19 protein-coding genes and 1 pseudogene are annotated in these 23,473 nt (G+C 71.2%); 17 read left to right on the top strand and 3 right to left on the bottom strand.

What is annotated here, in order from left to right; all coding sequences use genetic code 11:
• Positions 1 to 95: 95 nt before the first annotated feature.
• Entirely contained in the window at positions 96 to 1,355 is a 1,260-nt protein-coding gene (locus tag AB0L71_RS10665; protein ID WP_365240549.1) for a hypothetical protein, read from the bottom strand.
• A 273-nt stretch (positions 1,356 to 1,628) separates the two neighbouring features.
• Positions 1,629 to 2,354, bottom strand: coding sequence for a LuxR C-terminal-related transcriptional regulator (locus tag AB0L71_RS10660; RefSeq protein WP_365240547.1), 726 nt, complete (start codon positions 2,352 to 2,354; stop codon positions 1,629 to 1,631).
• A 231-nt stretch (positions 2,355 to 2,585) separates the two neighbouring features.
• Between AB0L71_RS10660 and AB0L71_RS10655 the strand changes: the two genes are divergently transcribed.
• The 16 genes from AB0L71_RS10655 (at position 2,586) to AB0L71_RS10580 (ending at position 20,030) form a co-directional block, all read left to right on the top strand.
• The gene (locus AB0L71_RS10655) at positions 2,586 to 3,881 is read left to right on the top strand and encodes a hydrolytic protein (RefSeq protein ID WP_365240948.1); all 1,296 of its coding nucleotides are present in this window, start codon (positions 2,586 to 2,588) and stop codon (positions 3,879 to 3,881) included.
• 662 nt (positions 3,882 to 4,543) lie between these two features.
• Complete coding sequence (locus AB0L71_RS10650) at positions 4,544 to 6,067, top strand: phage tail sheath family protein (RefSeq protein ID WP_365240545.1); 1,524 nt, start codon at positions 4,544 to 4,546, stop codon at positions 6,065 to 6,067.
• 39 nt (positions 6,068 to 6,106) lie between these two features.
• On the top strand, positions 6,107 to 6,547 hold the full coding sequence (locus tag AB0L71_RS10645) for a phage tail protein (RefSeq protein WP_365240543.1): 441 nt from the start codon (positions 6,107 to 6,109) through the stop codon (positions 6,545 to 6,547).
• A complete protein-coding gene (locus AB0L71_RS10640) occupies positions 6,544 to 7,038 on the top strand; it encodes a hypothetical protein (protein ID WP_365240541.1) in 495 nt (164 codons plus the stop codon). The genes AB0L71_RS10645 and AB0L71_RS10640 overlap by 4 nt, the downstream gene beginning before the upstream one ends.
• Entirely contained in the window at positions 7,035 to 7,193 is a 159-nt protein-coding gene (locus AB0L71_RS10635) for a DUF6760 family protein (RefSeq protein WP_365240539.1), read from the top strand. Before AB0L71_RS10640 ends, AB0L71_RS10635 begins: the two co-directional genes overlap by 4 nt.
• A 2,428-nt stretch (positions 7,194 to 9,621) precedes the next feature.
• Positions 9,622 to 10,032: a hypothetical protein gene (locus tag AB0L71_RS10630; protein WP_365240537.1), complete on the top strand. Its 411-nt coding sequence runs from the start codon at positions 9,622 to 9,624 to the stop codon at positions 10,030 to 10,032.
• Between the two features lie 56 nt (positions 10,033 to 10,088).
• On the top strand, positions 10,089 to 10,514 hold the full coding sequence (locus AB0L71_RS10625; protein ID WP_365240535.1) for a phage tail protein: 426 nt from the start codon (positions 10,089 to 10,091) through the stop codon (positions 10,512 to 10,514).
• Positions 10,515 to 10,575: 61 nt separating this feature from the next.
• On the top strand, positions 10,576 to 11,298 hold the full coding sequence (locus AB0L71_RS10620; protein ID WP_365240533.1) for a peptidase M23: 723 nt from the start codon (positions 10,576 to 10,578) through the stop codon (positions 11,296 to 11,298).
• On the top strand, positions 11,295 to 13,061 hold the full coding sequence (locus tag AB0L71_RS10615; RefSeq protein ID WP_365240531.1) for a VgrG-related protein: 1,767 nt from the start codon (positions 11,295 to 11,297) through the stop codon (positions 13,059 to 13,061). The genes AB0L71_RS10620 and AB0L71_RS10615 overlap by 4 nt, the downstream gene beginning before the upstream one ends.
• Positions 13,062 to 13,172: 111 nt before the next feature.
• Entirely contained in the window at positions 13,173 to 13,487 is a 315-nt protein-coding gene (locus AB0L71_RS10610) for a PAAR domain-containing protein (protein WP_365240529.1), read from the top strand.
• Positions 13,484 to 13,906, top strand: coding sequence for a GPW/gp25 family protein (locus AB0L71_RS10605; RefSeq protein WP_365240527.1), 423 nt, complete (start codon positions 13,484 to 13,486; stop codon positions 13,904 to 13,906). Before AB0L71_RS10610 ends, AB0L71_RS10605 begins: the two co-directional genes overlap by 4 nt.
• Positions 13,906 to 15,870: a putative baseplate assembly protein gene (locus tag AB0L71_RS10600; RefSeq protein ID WP_365240525.1), complete on the top strand. Its 1,965-nt coding sequence runs from the start codon at positions 13,906 to 13,908 to the stop codon at positions 15,868 to 15,870. The genes AB0L71_RS10605 and AB0L71_RS10600 overlap by 1 nt, the downstream gene beginning before the upstream one ends.
• The gene (locus tag AB0L71_RS10595) at positions 15,867 to 16,430 is read left to right on the top strand and encodes a phage tail protein I (RefSeq protein WP_365240521.1); all 564 of its coding nucleotides are present in this window, start codon (positions 15,867 to 15,869) and stop codon (positions 16,428 to 16,430) included. Before AB0L71_RS10600 ends, AB0L71_RS10595 begins: the two co-directional genes overlap by 4 nt.
• Positions 16,431 to 16,434: 4 nt before the next feature.
• Positions 16,435 to 17,640: a zinc ribbon domain-containing protein gene (locus AB0L71_RS10590; protein WP_365240519.1), complete on the top strand. Its 1,206-nt coding sequence runs from the start codon at positions 16,435 to 16,437 to the stop codon at positions 17,638 to 17,640.
• 147 nt (positions 17,641 to 17,787) lie between these two features.
• Positions 17,788 to 18,990, top strand: a complete 1,203-nt coding sequence (locus AB0L71_RS10585; RefSeq protein WP_365240517.1) for an FAD-dependent oxidoreductase — start codon at positions 17,788 to 17,790, stop codon at positions 18,988 to 18,990.
• A 143-nt stretch (positions 18,991 to 19,133) separates the two neighbouring features.
• The gene (locus AB0L71_RS10580) at positions 19,134 to 20,030 is read left to right on the top strand and encodes an RNA polymerase sigma-70 factor (RefSeq protein WP_365240515.1); all 897 of its coding nucleotides are present in this window, start codon (positions 19,134 to 19,136) and stop codon (positions 20,028 to 20,030) included.
• A 155-nt stretch (positions 20,031 to 20,185) separates the two neighbouring features.
• Here AB0L71_RS10580 and katG read toward each other — a convergent pair whose 3' ends face one another.
• Positions 20,186 to 22,417, bottom strand: a complete 2,232-nt coding sequence (gene katG, locus AB0L71_RS10575) for a catalase/peroxidase HPI (RefSeq protein WP_365240513.1) — start codon at positions 22,415 to 22,417, stop codon at positions 20,186 to 20,188.
• A gap of 619 nt (positions 22,418 to 23,036) precedes the next feature.
• Here katG and AB0L71_RS10570 point away from each other — a divergent pair.
• Positions 23,037 to 23,453: pseudogene (locus AB0L71_RS10570) on the top strand (transcriptional repressor); the annotation flags it as partial.
• Positions 23,454 to 23,473 lie beyond the last annotated feature (20 nt).

Here is a 23,473-nt window from a genome sequence, read left to right as displayed (position 1 = left end):
ACCCGGAGCGGGGGAAGGAGTGGGTGCCCTTTGCGGCGGGCGGCCACTGCCGCAGCACGGACGTCCGGACGACCGAGGTACGGAACCGTGCCGGCCTACGCCTGCTGGTCCGCCGCCGAAGGGGTGTTGCGCCGGCGGTCGTAGGCCACCTTGGCCGCGGCTCGCAGTTTCACGTAGAAGGGGTTGTCCTGGCTGGTCTGCCACATGTGCAGGTAGACCAGCATCTGGTTGAGCACGGTGTCGTACTCGACCAGCGTGCCGGACGCCTCCCCGGCCGCCTTGCCCCAGCCGATCAGACGTTCCTTCTGCTCGGCGGTGATCGAGCCCTTCTTCGCGAAGGCGTCCGCGTACTTCTCCAGCTTGTGCGGCTGGGCACCGTAGACGAGTTTCTCCCTCAGGATCCGCTGCTGGAATCCATTGAACTCGGCATTTCCGGACAGTTCCTTCTGGAGTTCGTCGAGCGTCCGCTTGCGTTCGGCGGCCAGCGACGTGACCTCGCTGTCGGACGTACCGGACCGCACCAGCTCCATCACGGGGCTGCTGCCGAACGCCTGATGGGCCGCCACATGCGTGAGTTCATGGGCGATGTGCCCCAGCAGGAAGGAGGTGCCGCCCAGGGCCTGCGTGTCGACGTTGAACGTGAACGACTGGCCGTCGCCGTCCGTGGCCGGGTTGAGTCTCATGCCCGGCATACTGCCCATCGGGTACTGCATCACGGTCACCAGGTGCACCACCTCCATCAGTTCCCCGATGACCGCGCGCGTCTCCTCGGGCAGGGTCTCGTGCGCAAGGAGATCCGCCAACTGCCCGACGTACCCGTGCATCATGGTCTGGAACCGGTCCGCGGGCATGGTCTGGGCCGTGGTCTGCGCCTTTGCGCCCAGCGCTTCCTGGTCCTCGTCGGGGTCCCTCATCCGGTCGATCTCGGTGAGCAGACCCTGGTAGACCGACTCGAGGTCCAGTCCCTTCTGCGCCTCCTCGGCCTGTCGGCGCAGCTGCTCGGTCCCGTCGACGCGTGAGCCTCCCTCTTTGTGCTCGGTGTAGTCGCGGCACGCCTTCACGATGTCCTTGAGAGCGAACAGCCTGCCCCGCTGGTCGGTTTCCGGCAGGGCGTGGAAGGCGGCCAGCGCCTCGTCCACCCTGGTGATCTCGGAGCGGCCGCGCGGCCAGAACTTCGACGTGCTCTGCTTGAACTCGCCCTCGCTCATCATCCGGGAGACCGTGATCAACTGCGATACGGCCGCGTTGCCCATCGTGCTCTGCAGGTCTGCCGGTGTACGCGTGCCGGGACTGTTCCGTACGGGGGTGGCGAGCGGGGTGCGATGAGTGCGCCCGGGGCTCTCATGGGTACGCATGGACCCACGCTAGGCCGAGGGAGGAGCCCGACACAGGGGCGCAGGGGCACCGCGGGGGCAACACCGCTGCCCCGCGAGAACACGCGGGCCGGACGCGGTGACGACGTTCGGACCCCGGAGAAGGCCCGGCCGCCGGCAGCGGACCGGTGGCCCACTACCGGAACGTCCACGGGCTTCCGCGCGGCGACCACGTCCACGGGCTCCCGCGCGGCGACCACGTCCACGGGCTCCCGCGCGGCGACCACGTCCGCGCGGGATCCCGCCGCGTTCGGCTCAGATCAGACCGTGGCGCATGGCGTAGCCCACGGCGTGGGCACGATTGCGCAGTTCGAGGCGTGTGGACACCTCGTGCAGCACGTTCTTGACGGTGCGTTCGGAGTACGAGGTCTTCTGCGCGATCTCCGCCGTACCGAAGCCCTCCGACACCAGCTTGATCATCTCGGCCTCTCTCGCCGTGAGAGTGGAGAGCGAGAGCCCCCGGGGGTCGAGGACCGTGCGGTGGAGGCTGCTGACATGGTCGAGGAGCTTCCCGAGCAGGTCACCCGGCAGTACCCCTTCGCCCTTCGCTATCGCCTTCACCAGGTGGACGAGACGATCCTGGTCGGCCTCCCCGCGCCTCAGCACGGCGGCGACACCGCACTCGATCAAGGTCTGGAGCGCACCCGATTCGAAGAAACCGACGATGAGTCCGGTGCGGGTCGAGGTGTTGCGTTGGAGGCGGTGCAGGAGCTGGACGGCCGGATCGTTCACCATGTCCACCACCACCAGGGAGACTTGGGCCCCGTCGGCCTCGGACTCCTCGATCAGCTCTATCTCGGGCCGGAGGCGTAACTGGTGGACTATGCCGGTCTGCAGGATCAGGTCCTCCGCGTACACCGCCACGGAGATCCTGCCTCCGGGGGCCTCCTTGGTGCCGCCCTGGGCCGAGGGCTGCGAGGGGACGGCCCTGCGGGCGAGGCCGCGTTCCGCCGCTCGGCTCTTCATGTCTGTCGTCGTCATCGTTCGGTGCTCGTCTTCCTCAGGTGCTTCCGTCGTTGCCTCGTTGCCGGTTGCCGATCGCGTGCACACGCCCGCGGCTCAGGGGGACCGGGCTCGGGGAGGCGGTTCGGGCACGCCGTGCCGGTGTGCTGTCGGGGCATCAGCACTGCCCGCTCGTTGCCCTCCCGTCTCTGCTGCGGGGCCGCGAGTGCGGCATAGCGTCGCAGTGTGACCACATCTGCCGAACTCGAAGTGACCACGGTGACGGTGTCGCCGGGCGTTGAAGTGACGACCACGCTGACCGTGCGCAACGACGGCGACATCGTCGAGGCGTACACGCTCGACGTGGTCGGCGACTGTGCGGCGTGGAGCACGGTGGAGCCGGCGCGCGTCTCCTTGTACCCGGGCACATCCGAGGTGGTGACGGTACGACTCGCGCCGCCGCGGTCCCACGAGGTCCGGGCCGGTGAGATACCCCTGGGTGTGCGTGTGCTGCCCACGGAGCGCCCCGAGACGGTGGCGGTGCCCGAGGCCACCGTGGTCGTCGAGCCCTTCCACGAGCTGCGGACGGAGCTGGATCCCCACCGCCGCCGCGGCTGGCTGGGCGGCCGGTTCCGGACCGCGGTGCAGAACCGAGGAAACGTTCCGGCAGATGTTGTCCTCATCGGGAAGCAGGCCGGGGAGGAACTCCGCCTTGCCTTCACGCCGGATCGCAGGCGCCTGGAACCGGGCGAGTCCGCCGAGGTGGGCCTGCGCGTGCGGGCCCGGAAGCTGATCTGGTTCGGCAAGCCGGTGACCTGGGCGTTCGAGGTCGACGCCGTGGAGAGCTCCGAGGGGGGCGTGGAGGATGCGCCGTCCGGACGCCCCGGCGCCCTGCCGGGCGAGTACGTCCAACTTCCGCTGCTGCCCAAGTGGTTGCTGGCTGTGCTGGCGGCTCTGGTCGCGCTCCTGATCGCGTGGTTCGCGCTGGTGCGGCCCGCGGTGCGGAGCACCGCGAAGCAGGCGGCTGCCGAGGCAGCGCAGCAGGAGGCGGGTGGCGGCAAGCAGCCGGGCGCGACCACGGCCGGCAGCTCGGGTGGTGACCAGGGTCAGGGGCCGGGGGCCGCTCCGGGTGACTCGGCCGGATCCGGCGGCAACGGTTCGGGTGGTTCCGGATCGACGGGCGGCGTGGGCACCGGGAGCGCCCAGAGCTCGGCGACGATCGATGTGCAATCGCGGGCCGGGGCCGGGAAGAAGGGGACGTACCGGGTTCCCGAGGGGAAGGTTTTCGGCGTCACGGACATGGTGGTGGCGAACTTCCAGGGCGACGAAGGTGTACTGACCATCTCCTTCGGGGACCGGAAGATCACCACCATCGCTCTGGAGACCTTTCGCAACCAGGACTACCACTGGGTCACCCCCATCCAGATTCCGGAGAACGCCACGGTCACCGCTTCCGTGACCTGTTCCAAACCCGGCACTCCTGCTACTGGAACTCAGGCTTCCGGATGTCACCAAGTGCTCAATGTCAGTGGCGTACTGAGTGATCTTGCACCAGAGGAACAATAGCGCCAGTCATCCGTATTTCTGTGCCGTAAATGTGAACAACAGAAGTCGTGACCAGGGGCTGGCCGGTCGGCTGCTCGCCGAGATCTCGCCGCCCTGTGCATCCCGAAAGCCTGGACTCCGCGATTCCTGCGAGATCGGCAACAAGTGAGCATTCCCAGGTGAGTCGAATGCCAACCCTCCAGTCCAGGACTGTTGTTGGCGCCCTCGAGGCGGGCCGCGGAGGTCGTCGAAAAGGGTGTTCGGGGGGATCCGTGGAGCATGAATCAGGCCGGAAGAGGCGGTCCAACGCTGTTGATTCTGGCCGGTATTCGTCGATGTGGTGCCGCAGGTATATGGGGGGAACCGCGCGGCGGCCGGATCGTGCAAGCCACTATTCGCGGAATCCGGAGATTCCCGGCCTCGTCGATTCAGCCATCGAGATGTCGACGGGACCGCCTGCGAAACGGCTCTGCCTCGCCGTTGTACGACCGGAACGGGAACGCCTCGGGCCGAGGAGCGCACCCGCCGCTGCGAAGGGCCCGCAAGGGGAAGCGCACGCCGGCATGAGGGTGCCTGGGAAGGCAGTACCACTGCCCCTCGCCCAGGACTTTGAGGCCTACAGTCCGCCGGGGCTGCCGGGCAAGACTGAACGAGCGAACGAATGACCACCCGAAGGAGCGAGCATGCCGTCGTACCTCACCCCCGGTGTATACGTGGAGGAGGTGCAGTCCGGAGCACGGCCCATCGAGGGAGTCGGCACCGCGGTCGCAGCCTTCGTCGGACTCGCGGAGTCCGGCCCCTTCCACCGGCCCACGCTGGTGACGAGCTGGGACCAGTACGTCCGGACCTTCGGCACCTTCGCCCCCGACACGTACCTGACCCCCGCGGTCCACGGCTACTTCGCCAACGGCGGCGGCGCGGCCTACATCGTGCGCGTCGGCGGCGCCGCCGCCGACGCTCCGCAGAGCTCCGCGCCCGCGGCGGCCCCGTCCGTCGCCCTCGGTGGCTTCCTGTTCTCCGCGCGGCCGGGTTCCGGGGGAGACGTCTCGGTGGAGGTCACCGACGCCGAGGGCGAGAACCCTCCGGAGGACCGGTTCCGGCTGCTGGTGCGACAGGCCGGCAAGGAGGTGGAGACCTATGACGCCTCCACCCGCAAGAGCATCAAGAGCTACCTGGTCGCCCAGGCCCGCCGGTCCAGGTTCATCGAGGTCACCGAAGAGCCCGGGGCGGCCCAGAGCCGCCCCGAGAACCAGACCCTCGCCCTCGCACCCGCCGCCCCGGCCACCGGCGCCGCGCGGATCGACCCGGCCGAGTTCCTCGGCGACGCGGCGGACCGCACCGGGCTGGCGGGCCTCGAGGCGATCGACGAGATCACCATGGTCGCGGTTCCGGATCTGATGAGCGCCCACCAGCGCGGGGACATCGATGCCGAGGGCGTCCGAACCGTGCAACTGGCCGTGATCTCGCACTGCGAGCAGATGGGCGACCGGGTCGCCGTCCTGGACACTCCGCCCGGCATGGGCGCCCAGCGGGTCCGTACCTGGCGCAACGACGACGCCGGCTTCGACTCGCGCTACGCGACCGTGTACTACCCGTGGCTCAAGGTCTTCGACCCGTCGACCGGTCAGAACTCCCTGGTCCCGCCGAGCGGTCATGTCGCGGGCGTCTGGGCGCGCAGCGACGGCGAGCGCGGCGTGCACAAGGCCCCCGCCAACGAAGTCGTCCGCGGTGCGCTGGATCTGGAACTCCGCCTCAGCAAGGGCGAGCAGGACCTGCTCAACCCGATCGGCGTCAACTGCGTCCGGGCCTTCCCCGGGCGCGGGATCCGGATCTGGGGCGCACGGACGCTCTCCTCCGACCCGGCCTGGCGCTACCTCAACGTACGCCGCCTCTTCAACTACCTGGAGGAGTCGATCCTCCTGGGTACCCAGTGGGTGGTGTTCGAGCCGAACGACGACCGCCTCTGGTCGAGCATCCGGCGCAATGTCACGGCCTTCCTCACCGAGGAGTGGCGCCGGGGCGCTCTCTTCGGCCGCACCGCGGAGGAGGCGTTCTACGTCAAATGCGACCGCGACAACAATCCGCAGGAGTCGATCGATCTCGGGCAGGTTGTCTGCGAGATCGGCGTGGCCCCGGTGAAGCCCGCGGAGTTCGTGGTCTTCCGCCTCGCGCAGTTCTCCGACAGCACCAGCCTTGTCAACGAGTGACCCGGCACAGTCCACGAACGGAACAGGTGACACAGAGTCATGGCAGAGGGCGACGCTCTTTCCACCCACGTCTTCGGCGTGCAGCTCGGCGGCTATCTCGTCGAGTCGATCCAAGAGATCAGCGGCTTGGCCGTCGAGGAGGAAGTCGTCGAGGTCCGTCAAGTGACCGCAGAGGGCAAGCAGATCATCCGCAAGCAGCCCGGTGCGCGCCAGGCCGGCGAGGTCACGATCACCCGCGGACTCGACAAGAGCAGTGAGTTCACCAACTGGATCAAGGAGACGCTCAACAACGGAGCCGTCGACACCGCGCGCCAGAACCTCACCATCGAGATCAAGGACTCGAAGGGGGAGACGGTCCGGCGGATCCAGCTGATGCAGGGGTGGGCCAGCAAGTGGGAAGGCCCCTCGCTGAAGGCCGGCGAGTCCAGTGCGGCCACCGAGACGGTCACCATCACCTTCGAGGAGATCGTGGTCGAATGAGGCGAAGGACCGTCACGTCGGGCGGGCTCGACGAAGTCCTCGACAGTCTCGCGGCCGCTCCCTCGGCCGCACACGAGGAGGTCTCCACGCCGCCCCCGGCACGGGAGCGGGACCGGCAGAGCCTGCTCACGGAGTTCGAGTTCGAGCTCCCGCGCGGTTACGTGGACGACGAGGGCCAGGTGCACCGGCGCGGCTCGATGCGGCTGGCAACGGCACGGGACGAGCTGCGTCCGCAGATCGACCTGCGGGTGAAGGAGAACCCGGCGTATCTGAGTGTGGTGCTGCTGAGCCAGGTGATCACCCAGCTCGGCACCATCACCGATGTGCACGCCGGAGTCGTCGAGCGGATGTACGCCACGGACGTGGCGTTCCTCCAGGACTTCTACCGCCGGATCAACAGCGAGGGCCACACGCATGCCGAGGTGACCTGTCCGCTGTGTCACGGATCGTTCGAGGTGGACCTCTCGGGTGAGCGCCTGGGGGAATCGTGACGTACGCGCCTTCCCGGTTGTGGGAGGAGATCGCGTACGTCGCCTACCACTTCCACTGGCAGCGTGAGGACATTCTCGACCTCACCCACGGCGAGCGTCAGCAGTGGGTGAGGGAGATCGCGCGGATCAACACCCGCGTCAACGAAGGCGGGTGATCGTGTGGGGTTCAGGGACCGGTTCCGCCGAGCGGACGGGCGGCAGCCCGGTGCGTCCGGCGCGGGGAGCGCCGAAGCCGATACCGGGATCGGTGCGGCGCCGGTGACCGACCGGAGCGACGAGCGGACCGATCGGCGGGACGGCGGAAGGGCCGGCGATTGGGACGGCGGGTGGCGACGGGTCGCGCCGCCGTCGGCGACGGTCGCCCGGTCCTCGATCGCGGTGAGCGACGGACTGCGGTTCCGGGCCGGCCTCGCCTCCTGGCAGAACGTCGCGTTCGGCGGCGAGCTCGGCCATGCCGTCATGCCGTCCGCGCCGGTGGGGCTGATCCACGGGGTCACCGGTCGTCCGGGCGTCCCGCGTCCCGCATCCCCCGGTGGGCCGCTGCTGCTGCGTGCCGCCGCGACCGGTGCGGACGGGGAAGCGGCGCCTGCGGCGGTTCCGGGGCCGACCGTCGCGTCCGCGCCGCAGTGGCGTGAGGCCGGTGGAACGGCACGGGGTGAGCGGCGGCAGCGTGAGGGAAGCGCATCGACACGCGGTGAGCAGCAGCGATCTCGGCCCGAAGCGGTGCGTCCGCGGCGGACCGCACCACCCCTGATCGTTGCCCGGCGTCCGGACATGACCCTGCGCCAGATCGCTGGGATCCCACCGGCCACCGCCCCCGCACCACGCGCTCCCACCACAGCCTCCGCTGTGCGGCCGGCCCTTCCCGACCGGCCGAGCGGCTCCGGCCGGACGGCTCCCGCCTCCTCACCGGAAGGCACCACCGGGACCGACCGTCCTGCCGCCCCTGCGGTCCGCCCCGCCCTGGGCCGGTCACTGCGGGAACTGCCCCTCGGAGCCCTGCCGTTGGGTCCGCAGACGGTGACCGGGAACCCATCGTCCGGCCCGCAAGCCCGGCCGGAACCAGGCATGCCCGTACTGCAGCGGCGGACAGTGGACGCGGAGGCACCCGCAGCCGGCACCCCCGCTCCGGAGGCCGGGCCCCCGAAGCCGGCCAAGACACCCCGGCTGCCCCAGCCCGTCCAGCTGTCCCGGTCGACCCGTTGGACCCAGTCGGAACGGACTGCGGCATCCGGCCCGGAGGGGAGGACACAGGCTGGCGCGCCGTCGCGGCCTTCGGCCCCTTCCGGGGCCGCGGGGCCGTCCCAGCCCGACGGGCGGGTGTCGCAGGCCCGCACCCGCGGCGGGATCGGCGCCCCCATCCCTTCCCTCCCGCCGACGGCCAGGCTCCGGGACGACGCACCGCTGCTGGGGGACCGCCGTCGGGCACGGCAGGGAACGATGGGTCCGGAGCGGGACCGGACGACGCCAGGGGTGCCTGCCGCGCATCCGATCGGCGCACCGGCCGGGTCCGCACCGACACCTGTAACGGCGGCCGGGTCCACACCGACGCCGGCACCCGTGAACGCGCCCGCCGGCATGCCGGTGCGCTCGTCCGCGGCGCCTGCGGGGCCAGGTACGTCCGAACCACGACCCGCGGTCGCCCAGCGCGCGGTGGGCCCCGTCCGTACTGCTGCGAACGCGCCCTCCAACTCCCCTTCTTCATCGGCTTCCATCGGACCGGTACGCGTCAGGAGGATCGCTACGGGAGGGGAGCCGGGGTGGGCGCCCGGGGCCGTCGCGGGCCGCGGGAGGAGGCCGTCGGCCGTCCAACGGTCGCGAACCCTCCTCGCGGACAGGGCCCTGACGGTGAGAACCGGGTCCGGTGAAGGCTTCACGGCACCGACCGCAAGCAGCACGGCCCGTCCGGTGGTGGCGGCCACGTGGCGTCGTGATGTGCGGCAGCCGCGGGACGGTGCGCAGCCATCGGGCGCCGGGGAGCCGCCGACCGGGCACCGGACTCCCTCGGGCGCCGCACCCCGGGACACGGCTCTTCGCACGGGCATCCGTTCCGGCGGACCCGCGTCCCCGTACCTGACCCGTGCGTCCGGCTCGGGACCGACAGTCCCGGGACCAGCAGCCCAGGGGACGACCGGTGCTGGCATCGTCCAGCGCTCCCTGCCCGGCACCCCACAGCCCGGCAGCGCTCCGCGCGGGACGCCCTCGCCCCCGGCGGCAGCGGGTGACCCGAGTCGTTCTCCAGGGGCAGGGGCAGGGGCAGGGGCAGGAGCAGAAGCGCGGCCACGGGTGGGTGGACGGCCATCGACCGGCCGCTCCCTGCTGCGGCGCGTCGTGCAGCGTTCGGCACGGGACGGCGGCCCGCCGCCGCCCGGGCTCAACGCCCGCCCGCCGGCACCTGAACCGTCGCAGCCGCACCCTCCCCGCCTCCCCACGGCCCCTTCCCCGGCTCCGCGGCAGGCGCCCTCCGCCGCTCCACCGGTTCCGGTCGTGCGCCCGCGTCCGCCCGCACCGGTCGGGCCCGAAGCGGGGACCGGTCCCGTACAGCGGATGGCGATGCCGGTGGTGCCCGATTCCGCTGGCCCCGTGAACACCGGACCGGTGGCCGAGGACAGGGCTCCCCGCGGCGGACCGCCGAGCCCCGCCGTGCGGGTCAGGCGGCGCGCACCCGATCCGGCCCCTGGAACCGGTGCTCCCGGAACCACGGCCCAGGTGCTCCAACGCGCGGCGGCCGACGCCGGAATCACCGGTGTCCCGGTGCGGGCGACCCCCGTGCGGCCCGCCACGCCGTCAGGAAGGACCGCATCGGCAGGACCCTCCGGACTGTCCGGACCGTCGGGACCGCCCGACACGGACGCTCCAGCCGCGAACCGGATCACCGGGGCGGACATCGAGGAACTGGCCCGCCGTCTGCTCGATCCGGTCAGCCGGCTGGTCCGAGCGGACCTGCGCAGAGGGCGGGAGCGTGCCGGACGGCTGTACGACGGCCGCCGCTGACGGTGGGGCCCGGCCCGGTACGGAGCACGGGAAACGGCAGAGAAGAAGAGAAGCACATGACGGACAACATCTTCGCCACGAGCGTGTTCTTCAAGCTCGTGATCGGAGGCAGTGACCTGGGGGCCTTCCACACCTGCGCGGGTCTGGGCGCCGAGGTGGAGCTGGAGCAGTACGCCGAGGGCGGCAACAACGGGTTCACCTGGCAGCTGCCGGGGCGGATCACCTGGACCAACATCACGTTGACCCGCCCGGTCACCGCCGACACGCTCAAGATCGCACGGTGGCTGAACGACACCCTCCAGCGGGTCGAGCGCAAGGACGGCGAGATCGTCGCGCTCCGCCCGGACCTCAGCCGGATCATCAGCTGGCAGGTCCACGGCATCGTGCCGGTGCGCTGGCAGGGGCCGTCCTTCGACCCCGCCAGCTCCCAGGCGGCGACCGAGACCCTGGAGATCGCACACGAGGGCCTGGAGCCATCCTGATGAGCCGTCAACTCACCAGCCATTCCGCGGATATCGGAAAATGTCCGGAAGGAGGGACGTCATGTCACCCGCTGCGCGTGCGAGCCGTGCCCGAGCCCAGCTGACCATCATGGAACCGCCGGCCTCCGTCGGTGCCAGACCGGGCGGCACCCTCGCCCGGCTCACCCTGCAGTTCAATCCCGCGAAGCTCTCCCTGAGCAAGAACACCGAGTGGCGGCGCACACCCTCCCGGACGGCCGGGCAGTCCGCGCTGCCCGAATTCGTGGGCAGCGGCCCCCGGGCATTGTCCCTGGAGGTCTTCCTGGACGCCACGGCCACCCATGACAACTCGGTGGAGAAGGCGGTGGAGCAACTGATGACGGCCTGTGTGCCCACCCCCAGCAGTCTGGCCCGCAAGACGCCCGCCAGTCCCTGGGTGCGGTTCGACTGGGGCACGTCGAAGACGACCTCGTTCGACGGTGTGATGGCCAACCTCTCCGTCGCGTACACCCTGTTCGACATCGACGGGAAGCCGCTGCGGGCCACCTGCTCCCTGTCGATCGAGGAGGCGAGCGTCGATCCGGCCGGCCAGAATCCCACCTCGGGCTCGCGGGAGGCGCGCCGTACCCACCGGGTCGTCGCCGGTGACAGCCTGCCGCTGCTCGCCTGGCGGGAGTACGGCGATGCCACCGCATGGCGTTCGATCGCCCATGCCAACGACATCGACGACCCCATGCAGTTGATCCCCGGCAGGGAGCTCGTCGTGCCCGGCCTCGAGGATCACACTCCGGAGGGTGCCCGGTGACCACAGCAGGCCGCGCATTCGCCGCGGATCCGATCGTCGAGGCCCCCGCTGAGCTGCCGCAGGCCTGGGCGGCCCAACTGGTGAGCTGCGTGATCGACCAGAACGTCGGCCTCCCGGACACTGCCGTGCTCATGTACCGGGACCCCGATCACAAGATGCTCACCGCAACCGGCCTCACCATCGGTACCCCGCTGAAGATCTCCGTGGTGACCGTGCAGGAGCGGGTGCGCGAGCGGCTGTTCACCGGTGAGGTCACCGCACTCGAACTCGACAGCGACACCACCGGTTCCTTCACGGTCGTCAGGGCCTTCTCCAAGGCACACCGGCTCCAGCGCGGACGGAAGGTGGTGGCCTACCGCAACATGAAGACCGCCGACATCGTGCGCAAGGTCGCCGCGGGCGCCGGGCTCACCTGCGGACGGATCGAGGCAGCGCCCGTCACGTACAAGCAGCTGACCCAGCCCAACGTCTCGGACTGGGAGTTCCTCCAGTACCTCGCGGGGGAGAGCGGCGCGCACGTACGGGTGGACGACGACGGCCGGTTGGAGTTTGTGCGACCCAAGCCCGCCGCGTCGGCGCCCTCGCCCGCCACCCCCGCCACCCGGCACCCGATGGTCCTGGAGTACGGGCGCAACCTGCTGGCCCTGCGTGCCGTGCTGACCGGCGCGGACGGGGCGGACAGTGTGGAGGTGCGCGGATGGAACGTGGACACCAAGACACGGCTGGTGGCGCGCGAACAGTCCCTCCGCAGCGAGACGGTGACCCCCGGGCTGAACCCCACGACCGCGGCCGGGGCGTTCGGCGGGAACGCACGGATGACGGTCACCGACACCCCGTACCGGACCCAGGCCGAGGTCGGCGCCGTGGCCGGTTCGGTCGCCGCTTCGGTGAGTTCCGGGTACGCCGAGATCGAGGCGGTGGCCGAGGGGAATCCCCGGTTGCGGGCCGGTGAGCCGGTGGCCCTCGGCAACGTCGGGCCCGCGTTCGCCGGCCGTTACACGGCGACCGCCGCGCACCATGTCCTCGAACCGAACGGCGGCTACCGCACGACCGTGGTGGTGAGCACCACCCCCGACCGCTCGCTCGCGGGACTGACCAGCGGGGCGAACGCACCCTCGCGCGGGCCCCGCATGCCGGGTCTCGCGATCGGCGTGGTCACCGACATCCGTGAGGGGAAGGGCGAACGGGGCTGGGTCCGGCTGAAGTTCCCCTGGCTCGACGACACCTACGTGACCGACTGGGTCCGTACCGTGCAGTGGGGCGGCCAGGGCGGCGGCGGGGTGTTCAGCCCCGAGGTCAACGACGAGGTGCTGGTCGGGTTCGAACAGGGCCTGCTGGACCACCCCTACGTACTGGGCGGCCTCTACAACGGGGTCGACAAACCGTCCCGCCACGACGTGCCGCTGGTCGACCCGACCAGTGGCAAGGTCAACCGCCGTTCCCTGGTCTCCCGTTCCGGCAACCGCCTGGAACTGCTCGACGCCCCGCGCGGCCCCTCCGGCGTCCGGCTGGCCAGCGGCGACCAGCGGCTCGAAGTCACGCTCGACGAGCGGCGGAGCGAGATCACCCTGAAAGTGAACGCCCCCGGCGGCAGTCGGGTACTGAGCTCCGTGACCCTCGCACCGTCCGGCATCACCCTCGACGCCGGAACCGGGGACGTGAACGTGAAGGGACGCTCGGTGACCGTCAACGGCACGTCGGGCGTCACCGTCGACGGCGGACTGCTCGCCGTCCTCAAGGCCAAGCTCATCCGCATCAACTGACGCCCAGGCAGCCGAGTTCCGCACCACGATCCGCAGCGCCCACAACTGGTTCATCGGCCCTGCCGCCCGTACGGCGACAGAAGCCCCCTCACAGCAAGGAGAACAGCGACCATGCCCCCCGCAGCCCGCACGGGCGACACCACCGCCCACGGCGGCCTCATCGCCACCCCGCCACCGGGCGCCGCGGTAGCCGTCGCCACCGTGCTGATCGGCGGCAGGCCCGCGGCCGTGACCGGCAGCCTGCACGCGTGCGTCGTGCACGCCGCGCTCGGGCCGGGGAACGTCGTCCTCCCCGACCCCGCGGCCGCGGCGACCGGCCAGGTGCTGATCGGCGGGCTGCCGGCCGCCCGGATGCGGTCCATGACCAGCTGCGGTGCCCTCATCACGAGCGGCGCACCGGACGTCCTGATCGGAGGTCCGGTGTGAGCGGCGGGTTCATCGGACGCGGCTGGGGCTTCCCGCTGCGCGTCGGCGCCACCGGCGGCATCGGCCTGGTCGGGCGGGACCAGGAGATCGAGGAGGCGATCGGGCTGGTGCTCGGCACGGCGCCGGGCGAGCGGCCGATGCGCCCGGAGTTCGGCTGCGGCATCCACGACTATGTCTTCGCACCCGGTGACGGCGCCACCGCCGGGCGCATCGCGCACGAGGTCCGTACCTCGCTGGAGCGCTGGGAACCGCGCATCGAAGTGACCGATGTGGTGGTCGCGTTCGACGCCGTCGAGGAGGGAACCCTGTACATCGACGTGCACTACACCGTGCGGGCCACGAACGACCTGCGCAACCTCGTCTTCCCCTTCTACACCATCCCTGCCTCCGAAGGCGCCGAAGAAACGGGGGCGTACTGATGGCCCTGCCCTCACCCAACCTCGACGACCGGCGCTTCCAGCAGCTCGTCGACGAGGCCAAGCGGTACGTCCAGCAACGCGCCCCCGAGTGGACCGACCACAACGTGTCGGACCCCGGGGTCACCCTCATCGAGACGTTCGCGTACATGGTCGACCAGTTGCTGTACCGGCTGAACCGGGTGCCGGACAAGAACTACTCGGCCTTTCTCGACCTGCTGGGCGTCAGGCTTTTCCCGCCGACGGTGGCGCGGGCGGAGGTCGACTTCTGGCTGTCCGCGCCGCAACCGGAGACCGTCCTGCTCCCGGCCGGTACGGAGGTCGCCACCTCGCGCGGCGAGGCCGATGAGCCCGTGGTGTTCTCCACCTCCGACGACCTGCCGATCGTGCCGAGTTCGCTCGTCCGGCTGGTCACCGCGCCGGTGTCCGGCGAGCAGACCGACCGCACCGCACCGCTCGGCGCCGGCAAGGACATCCCGTGCTTCCAGCCCCGGCCGGAGCCCGGCGACGCGCTGCTCTTCGGGCTGCCCACCGCCGTGCCCCGGTGCATCGTCGCCATCCGTCTGGACAGCCGTGTGGAGGGCGTGGGCGTCGACCCGCGGCAACCGCCCCTGGTGTGGGAGGCGTGGGACGGTGCCCGCTGGGTCACCTGCCGGACCGGAACCGACACCACCGGCGGACTCAACCGGCCCGGTGAGGTGACCGTGTTCGTCCCGGCCGGGCACACCGTGTCCGTGGCCGCCGGAACCCGAGCGGGCTGGCTCCGCTGCCGGGTCACCGCACCGGAACCCGGCCAGCCGTTCTACTCCGAGTCGCCGACGATCCGGGAGGCCGAGGTGTTCACCGTCGGCGGCACCACGGACGTCGAACACGCCGAGACCGTCCTCGACGTCCCGCTCGGCGTCTCCGAAGGCGTCGCCGGCCAGAGGTTCTCCGTGAGCAGGACACCCCTGCTGCTGGACGGTGAGCCGCCGGTCGTCCAGGTGTCCTCACCGGAGGGCTGGCAGGTCTGGACCCCGGTGGAGCACTTCGGCGCCTCTTCCCCCGGCGACCGGCACGTGCTGATCGACGCCGTCTCCGGCGAGTTCGGGTTCCCGCCCGAGGTGCGCGAGCCGGACGGGACGATGCGCGTCTACGGGGCGGTGCCCGAGAAGGGCGCCCAGATTCGGATCCCGCGCTACCGGACGGGCGGCGGCGCGGCCGGCAACGTCGCCCGCGGCGCCATCTGCGTGCTGCGCAGCTCGGTGCCGTACGTGGCGGACGTCAACAACCGCGAGGCGGCCCGCGGCGGGGTCGACGGCGAGACGGTGGAGAACGCCAAGGTCCGGGCACCCCACATCCTCAGGGTGCAGGAACGCGCCGTCACGGCCCGGGACTACGAGGTCATCGCCCGTGAGGCCGCGCCGTCGCTGCGCCGGGTCCGCTGCCTGCCCGCCGTCGCGGGCGAAGCCGGCGCGGTACGGGTCCTGGTGGTGCCCGACGCGGTCGCCGACGAAGGCGGCCAGCTGCGGTTCGAGCAGCTGATCCCGCCGGACTCCGTGCTGTCGGCGGTCGCGGAGCGCCTCGACGAACGGCGGCTGGTCGGCACCCGGTTGGTGGTGGAACCCCCCGCGTACCAGGGCGTCACCGTGGTAGCCCGGCTGGTGACGAACGAGGGCGACACGGACCGGGTGCGCACGGAGGCGCTCGCGGCGCTGTTCCGCCACATCGACCCGCTGCGGGGCGGCGCGGACGGGACGGGGTGGCCGTTCGGCAGGCCCGTGCAGTACGGCGAGGTCTTCGCCGTGCTCCAGGGCGTACCGGGAGTCGGCCTGGTGGACGAGGTACGGCTGTTCCCCGCGGACCCGATCACCGGACGGCGCGGGGCGGCGGCGGAGCGGATCGATGTGGCCCCGAGCGCACTGGTCTTCTCGCACCAGCACCAGGTCGTGGTGGTCACCGCGGACGGGGCCGGTGACGGCTCATGACCAGGGCTGCGGTCCCCGGGCTCGCCGGCCGCTATCCGATCGGAGGCCTGCTGCCCGCGCTGTACGCCGACGACGACCTCGCCCAGCGGTTCACCGCAGGCCTCGACACCGTCCTGGCACCGGTCCTGTCCACCCTGGACAATCTCCCGGCCTACTTCGACCCCGCCCTGGCCCCGCACGACTTCCTGCCCTGGCTGGCGTCCTGGGTGGGCGTCGACATCGATCCGGCGTGGCCCGAGGAGCTGCGGCGGTCCATCGTCGCGCGCGCCGTCGAACTGCACCGGTGGCGTGGCACCCGCCGCGGCCTGATGGACCACCTGCGGCTCTGCTTCGGCGTACACGCGGACATCCGGGACGGCGGCGGCGTCACATGGTCGTCCGAGCCGGGCACCGAACTCGCTGCGCCCCCGACCGGGGAACTGCTGGTGCGGGTCTGGTCGGTGCACGGAGGGCCGGTGGACGCGAGCCGCGTCCTGGATGCCGTCGCGGCCTCGTGCCCCGTACACCTCACATGCCGGGTGGAGATCCTGCCGGGCCCGCCGGACGAGACAGGAGACTGACGCGATGCGTGCATGCCCGGCATGCGGTACCGCCAACGGCGAGGACGACGAGTTCTGCGGAAACTGCGGCTCCTATCTGGGATGGTCCTCCCGGCCGTCACGGAACCCTTCCGCCGCCACGGGATCCGACGGACCGGCGGAGCCGGACGGTCCGGCCGCCGGGGCCACCGCCGGTGCGCCGGCCGTTCCCCCGCCCGGTACCGCACCGGAGAACGCGGATCCGGTGCCCGTCCCCCCGCCTTCTTCGCACCCCGAGCAGGAGGCCCCGGCCCGGTCCACTCCCTCGCCCGCACCCGAACCCGCCGGGCCGCCCGCGGAGCCCGCACCGGACCCCGCCGGGCCGCCGCCCGCGGAGCCCGCACCGACACCGGAGCTGCCCCCACGGCCGGCCCGGCCCGCCCCCGTACGCCCGGAACCTCCGGGCGAGGACGCACCCGTGGCCGCGGTGCAGCCGGCCGTACCGGTCGCCCGGCGGCCCGTGGTCAGGCCCGTGGCCCCGGACGAGACGCCGGACGGCCCCCCGTGCCCGGCCTGCGGTACCCCGAACCTGCCGGGACGCCGGTTCTGCCGGCGCTGCGCGGCGCCCCTGCAGACCCGTGAGGAGCCGAAGTCCCTGCCCCGGTGGCGCACGGTGTGGCCGTTCCGGCGTCGGGTGCGGGGCGGATCGGGCCGGTTGCTGCGGCGCGGCGTGCTGGCCCTGGTGGTCGTCGGGCTGCTCTGCGCCGGCTTCCTGCTCGTACCGGCAGGCCGCTATCTCGTGGAGGACGTGCGGGACAAGCTCGGTGGGACCGCGGAGATCAGCCCCTCCAAGGTCACCGCGAGCTCCCGGACCCCCGGCCATCCGGCGAGCGACGCCGTCGACGGACTGACCAACACCTACTGGGGGGCGCCCGCGCTCGGTTCGTCACTGACATGCTCCTTCGACAAGCCGTTCCGGCTGGTCGGCGTCGTGGTGCACACCGGGGTGTCGTTGGAGCCCAAGGAGTTCCGGCAGGGGGCCCGGCCCACCCGGGCCGAACTGATCGTCACGACGGCGGACGGCGAGGTCCGGGAGGAGACGGTGACACTCACCGACAAGCCGGGCCCGCAGACGGTACGGACCGCCATCAGCGACGTCGTGTCCGTCCGGCTCGTGCTGCGGGACGCGGCCGGCCAGGGCGAGGGACGGCCGATCGCGGTCGGGGAGGTCGAGTTCTTCAAGCGGACCTGAGCCGGACAGCCCTTGGGGCCGTCGCGGGGTCACGGGAGAGCGGAGCCGGTGCGTTCTTCCGCACCTGCGGAGTGATGTGCCTCACGTGATGTCACAACGTCCCGTCACGCGGTGTCTTGAGGCCGAGACCCCGAAGAAGGAGACACCATGACGGAGAGCACCGATGTGGTCGTCATCGGCGGCGGATACGCCGGTGTCATGGCGGCCAACCGCCTGACGCAACGCGACGACGTGACCGTGACGCTGATCAACCCGCGCCCGACCTTCGTCGACCGGGTCCGCCTGCACCAACTGGCAGGCGGTTCCCACGACGCCGTCGTCGCCTACCGGACGGTGCTGGCCGACAGCATCGGTCTCGTGGTCGACACCGTGACACGGATCGATGCCGCCGAGCGCAGCGTGACATTGGCGACCGGCGGCACGGTCGGTTACGACTACCTGATCTACGCGGTGGGCAGTGGCAGCGCCGACCCACGCGTGCCCGGATCGGCCGAGTTCTCCCACCCGATGGCCGAACTGGAGGAGGTCCAGCGACTGCGGCAGGTCCTCGACGCCACACCCGCAACGGCCCCGGTGACGGTGGTCGGGGCCGGTCCGACCGGCATCGAAACGGCTGCCGAACTGGCGGAGGCGGGCCGCACCGTGACCCTGGTCTGCGGTGGGGTGCTCGGCCCGTATCTGCACCCGCGAGGCCGGCGCTCGGTTGCCCGGCGGCTGGCCGGACTCGGCGTGACCGTCCTCGACGGCCCCGACGCCAGAGTGACGGCGGTGACCCGCGACGCCGTGCGGCTCAGCGACGGCCGCGAGCTGCCGAGCCGGGTGACCATCTGGACCGCCGGGTTCGGCGTGCCGGACCTGGCCGCCCGCAGTGGCCTGACCACCGACGCCGTGGGCCGGCTGCTCACGGACGAGACGCTGACGAGCGTGGACGACCCGCGCATCGTCGCGGCAGGGGACTCGGCGGCACCGTCCGACCTGCCGTTCCGGATGAGCTGCCAGGCCGCCCAGCCGTTGGGAGCGCACGCCGCCGACACCGTGCTCAGCCGGATCACGGGGGAGCGGCCCGCACCCATCGAGCTCGGCCTGGTCGGCCAGTGCCTCAGCCTGGGGCGTCGCGCCGGCATGTTCCAGTTCGCCCACAGGGACGACACCGCGATGTGGCTCCGCCTCGGCGGGCGCCCCGGCGCGAAGCTCAAGGAGCTCGTGTGCCGAAGCATCGTCAAGCAGCTGGCCGACGAGGCACGCAAGCCCGGCTCGCTCAACTGGTCCTGGGCCAAGGACGACAAGCGCCGGCAACTGCTGGAGGCCAGGAACTGTGCAGCGCCGGCCACCGTCGAACCGGCACCCTGAGAGCCATGCGTCATCACCGTCGTCGTACGACGACAGCCGATGCCGTGACCGGCGGCCTGTGCCCCGTCGCCGACGTCGCCGGTCACGGCAGGCACATACCGCGCTGCCGTCGGCCGCCGGCCGCCAAGAAGAGGAGCCCAGAAGTGAGCGACCACACCACCGACCCTGCGACCGAGACCTTTCTCGCCGTTCGCAACCTGCTCTTCACCGTCGCCTACGAGATTCTCGGATCGGCGGCCGACACCGAAGACGTCCTCCAGGAAACCTGGTTGCGGTGGGACAAGGCCGACGTGGCTCAGGTGCGCGAACCCCGCGCCTACCTGGTCCGGATCACGACCCGCCAGGCGCTCAACCGGCTGCGCACCATGAAGCGGCGCAAGGAGGCATACGTCGGCCCCTGGTTGCCCGAGCCGCTGCTCACCGCGCCCGACGTGGCCGAGGACGCCGAGCTGGCCGAGAGTGTGTCGATGGCGATGATGCTCGTCCTCGAAACGCTGTCGCCGACCGAGCGTGTCGTCTTCGTGCTGCGCGAGGCCTTCGACGTCGGCTACGACGAGATCGCGGCCGCCGTCGACAAGAGCCCCGCGGCCGTCCGCCAGATCGCGCACCGTGCCCGCCGGCACGTCGAGGCCCGGCGTCCTCGCGAGGTGGTCTCCCCGAGCGCGACCCGGGCGGCTCTGGAGTCGTTCTGGTCCGCACTCGAAACCGGGAACCTGCAGGGCCTCCTCGACGTACTCGCCCCCGACGTCGTCCTCATGGGTGACGGCGGTGGCATCAAGCAGGCCGCGGTGCGGCCGATCACCAGCGCCGACAAGGTGGCCCGTTTCCTCATCGGCGGAAGCGGCAAGTTCCCTGGCACCATCACCTGCGACCCCGTGGTGGTCAACGGCAACCCGGCACTGGTCCTGCGCCTGGACGGCGAGATCGACGGCGTCATGGCGATCCGGGCCGAGCAAGGCCGTATCACCGGCCTCTACTACGTCCGCAACCCGCAGAAGCTGACCCGCGTCGAGTCCGAGACCACACTCACCCTGCGGTGAAGCGCGGCACCCGGATGCGAACCGGGGCAGGGCACACCAGCGGGCCCGTGCGGCCTCCACGGGAGCGAACACCGCCGTGGAGGCCGCCGTGAGCTGCCAGGAGTCCTGCGCCCGGAGGACGTCCAGGCCGGCCTGGGCCGGCCTGGACGTCGTGGTCACGCGAGGTCGAACCGGTCGAGCTCCATCACCTTGTTCCACGCCGCGACGAAGTCGTTCACGAACTTCTCCTTCGCGTCATCGCTCGCGTAGACCTCGGCGAGCGCCCGCAGTTCGGAGTTCGACCCGAAGACGAGGTCGACGCGGCTGCCGGTCCACTTGACCTCGCCCGTGGCACCGTCCCGGCCCTCGAACGTGTTCTCGTCCTCGGACGTCGCCCTCCACGTCGTGCCCAGCTCGAGGAGGTTGGCGAAGAAGTCGTTGGTCAGGACCCCGGGCGTCGTGGTGAAGACGCCGAGGGACGACTGCTGGTAGTTGGCTCCCAAGACCCGGAGGCCACCGACGAGCACCGTCATCTCGGGGGCGCTCAGGGTCAGCAGGTTCGCCCGGTCGAGCAACAGGTACTCGGCCGGCAGCCGGTTGCCCTTCCCGAGGTGGTTGCGGAACCCGTCGGCGGCCGGTTCGAGCGCCGCGAACGACTCCACGTCGGTCTGGTCCTGCGAGGCGTCCACACGGCCCGGCGTGAAGGGGACCTCGACGTCGAAGCCCGCCTCCTTGGCCGCCTGCTCGACAGCCGCACCACCGGCGAGCACGATCAGGTCGGCCAGCGAGACCTGCTTGCCATCGCTCCGCCCTGCGTTGAAGGACTCCTGGACGCCCTCCAGGGTGCGCAGCACCGCCGCCAGCCGGTCGGGCTCGTTGACCTCCCAGCCGTTCTGCGGCTCCAGGCGGATGCGGGCACCGTTGGCGCCGCCGCGCATGTCGCTGCCGCGGAAGGACGAGGCCGACGCCCATGCGGTGGACACGAGCTCGGACACCGACAGACCCGAGGCGAGGATCTCGCCCTTGAGCCCGGCGATGTCGTCGGCGTCGATGAGCTCCTGCGACCGTGCGGGAAGCGGGTCCTGCCACAGCAGCGTCTCGGACGGGACCTCAGGACCGAGGTAGCGCACGACCGGCCCCATGTCGCGGTGGGTCAGTTTGAACCACGCGCGGGCGAAGGCATCCGCGAACTCGGCGGGGTTCTCGAGGAAGCGCCGCGAGATCCGCTCGTAGGCCGGGTCGAACCGGAGCGAGAGGTCGGTGGTCAGCATCGTCGGGGCGTGGGACTTCGACGCGTCGTGGGCGTCGGGGACGGTACCGGCGCCGGCGCCGTCCTTCGGCCGCCACTGGTTCGCACCGGCAGGGCTCTGGAACAGCTCCCACTCATGGCCGAACAGGATCTCGAAGAAGCTGTTGTCCCAGGTCACCGGGGTGTTGGTCCAGATGCCCTCCAGACCGCTGGTGATCGTGTCGCCACCCTTGCCGGTACCGAAGGAGTTCTTCCAGCCCAGGCCCTGCTCTTCGAGCGGCGCGCCCTCGGGGGCGGGGCCGACGTTGTCCGCCGGGCCCGCGCCGTGGGTCTTGCCGAAGGTGTGACCGCCCGCGATCAGGGCGACCGTCTCCTCGTCGTTCATGGCCATCCGCCGGAACGTCTCACGGATGTCGCGGGCCGCGGCAAGCGGATCCGGATTGCCGTTCGGGCCCTCCGGGTTGACGTAGATGAGGCCCATCTGGACCGCGCCGAGAGGGTTCTCCAGCTCGCGGTCGCCGGTGTAGCGCTCGTCGCCGAGCCAGGTGGTCTCGGGACCCCAGTAGACGTCCTCGTCGGCCTCCCACACGTCCGCCCGGCCACCGCCGAAGCCGAAGGTCTCGAAGCCCATCGACTCCAGGGCGACGTTGCCCGTGAGGACCAGGAGGTCGGCCCACGAGAGGCTCTGGCCGTACTTCTTCTTGACCGGCCACAGCAGGCGGCGGGCCTTGTCGAGGTTTCCGTTGTCCGGCCAGCTGTTCAGCGGGGCGAACCGCTGCTGACCGGCACCGGCGCCGCCGCGGCCGTCGCTGATCCGGTAGGTGCCCGCGCTGTGCCAGGCCATACGGATCATGAAGGGGCCGTAGTTGCCGAAGTCGGCCGGCCACCAGTCCTGCGAGTCCGTCAGTACCTCTGCGATGTCCCGCTTCACGGCCGCGAGGTCGAGGCTCTTGAACGCCTCGGCGTAGTCGAAGTCCTCACCGAGAGGGTTGGCCACGGCGGGGTTCTTGGCGAGGATCTTCAGGTTGAGGCGCTCCGGCCACCACTGGCGGTTTCCGCCGCCCTGGGTCGGGTGCGGGGCGCGCCCGTGTACGACGGGGCAACCACCTCCGCTCTGCGTTGTCGCTTCTGCATCGATGGCGTCATGGTTCTCGGGCATGGGCATCCTTCCGGACTGGGCGGATCACGGTGCTCAGGAACTGCGGGTGAGGGAACGGCCGGGGCATGGGCCCCCGACTCGACGGCCGGGCATCCGTGGGCGTCCGACGGGGTCGCGCGGAGCGCCTCGGGTACCGGGCGGACGAAGAGGGCGGCCTCGACACCGGACGGCTGGTGCAAGGCGTGCCGGCCGTCCCGGGGACGTACCCCGAACCGGGCCGGGCTGCCGGTCCGGCTCGACGCGGCGCACGGGGCGCGCCGCCGTGGGACACGCGGCGGGACTCGCCTGCGAGGCGGAGGGAGAAAGGGGCATGGGCTCGTACGATCCGGAGGGGATCGCTTCGGTTCCCGGGCAGTCACCGCCCCGGACCGCCCCGGCCCGCACAGCGCGGGCCGTTGTCAGCGGCCGGACAGAACCGCGGAGTTCCTCGGTGGTGGCCCCGCCCCGTCGCTGTCTCATGCCGTGCTGAAGTCTTCCTGTCCCTTGGCCGTCACCCGAACAGATCCTACGATGGACTGAATCCAAGTCAAGAACCACATCAAACCCATATTCGATCGGCAGAGCCCGACGGTCGCTGTCGCATCGGGGTGTCCCGCAGAACCTCAAGGGGTGAACCGGTATGACTGACCTGCTGGAGCGGCTGCGTGGGCGCGGCTGGCGGATGACTTCCCAGCGGCGTGTCGTTGCGGAGGTCCTCGACGGCGACCACGTACATCTCACGGCCGACGAGGTGCACGCCCGCGCGGCGCAGCTGCTGCCCGAGATCTCCCGGGCGACGGTCTACAACACCCTGGGCGAGATGGTCTCACTCGGCGAGGTCATCGAGGTCTCCACCGACGGCCGGGCCAAGCGTTACGACCCCAACGCCCGTCGGCCGCACCAGCATCTGGTCTGCTCCGACTGCGGCACCATCCGCGACGTCCACCCGAACGGCAATCCGCTGTCCGACCTCCCGGCGGCCGAACGGTTCGGCTTCGAGGTGTCGGAGGTCGAGATCACCTATCGCGGACTGTGCCCGGCCTGCGCGCGAAGCGCGGTCCGGCAGGGCGGGCACGC

The organism is Streptomyces sp. NPDC052052 (assembly GCF_040680455.1).
Classification (GTDB): Bacteria; Actinomycetota; Actinomycetes; order Streptomycetales; family Streptomycetaceae; genus Streptomyces.
The sequence above is the reverse complement of the archived record's forward strand: the minus strand, read 5'-3'. Positions and strand labels throughout refer to the sequence as shown.

Bases quoted from the DNA above. Each gene is read 5' to 3' on its own strand.
- AB0L71_RS10665 (WP_365240549.1), bottom strand. From the start codon at position 1,355: ATGCGTACCCATGAGAGCCCCGGGCGCACTCATCGCACCCCGCTCGCC.
- AB0L71_RS10660 (WP_365240547.1), bottom strand. From the start codon at position 2,354: ATGACGACGACAGACATGAAGAGCCGAGCGGCGGAACGCGGCCTCGCC.
- AB0L71_RS10650 (WP_365240545.1), top strand. From the start codon at position 4,544: ATGCCGTCGTACCTCACCCCCGGTGTATACGTGGAGGAGGTGCAGTCC.
- AB0L71_RS10645 (WP_365240543.1), top strand. From the start codon at position 6,107: ATGGCAGAGGGCGACGCTCTTTCCACCCACGTCTTCGGCGTGCAGCTC.
- AB0L71_RS10640 (WP_365240541.1), top strand. From the start codon at position 6,544: ATGAGGCGAAGGACCGTCACGTCGGGCGGGCTCGACGAAGTCCTCGAC.
- AB0L71_RS10625 (WP_365240535.1), top strand. From the start codon at position 10,089: ATGACGGACAACATCTTCGCCACGAGCGTGTTCTTCAAGCTCGTGATC.
- AB0L71_RS10620 (WP_365240533.1), top strand. From the start codon at position 10,576: ATGTCACCCGCTGCGCGTGCGAGCCGTGCCCGAGCCCAGCTGACCATC.
- AB0L71_RS10610 (WP_365240529.1), top strand. From the start codon at position 13,173: ATGCCCCCCGCAGCCCGCACGGGCGACACCACCGCCCACGGCGGCCTC.
- AB0L71_RS10600 (WP_365240525.1), top strand. From the start codon at position 13,906: ATGGCCCTGCCCTCACCCAACCTCGACGACCGGCGCTTCCAGCAGCTC.
- AB0L71_RS10595 (WP_365240521.1), top strand. From the start codon at position 15,867: ATGACCAGGGCTGCGGTCCCCGGGCTCGCCGGCCGCTATCCGATCGGA.
- AB0L71_RS10590 (WP_365240519.1), top strand. From the start codon at position 16,435: ATGCGTGCATGCCCGGCATGCGGTACCGCCAACGGCGAGGACGACGAG.
- AB0L71_RS10585 (WP_365240517.1), top strand. From the start codon at position 17,788: ATGACGGAGAGCACCGATGTGGTCGTCATCGGCGGCGGATACGCCGGT.
- katG (WP_365240513.1), bottom strand. From the start codon at position 22,417: ATGCCCGAGAACCATGACGCCATCGATGCAGAAGCGACAACGCAGAGC.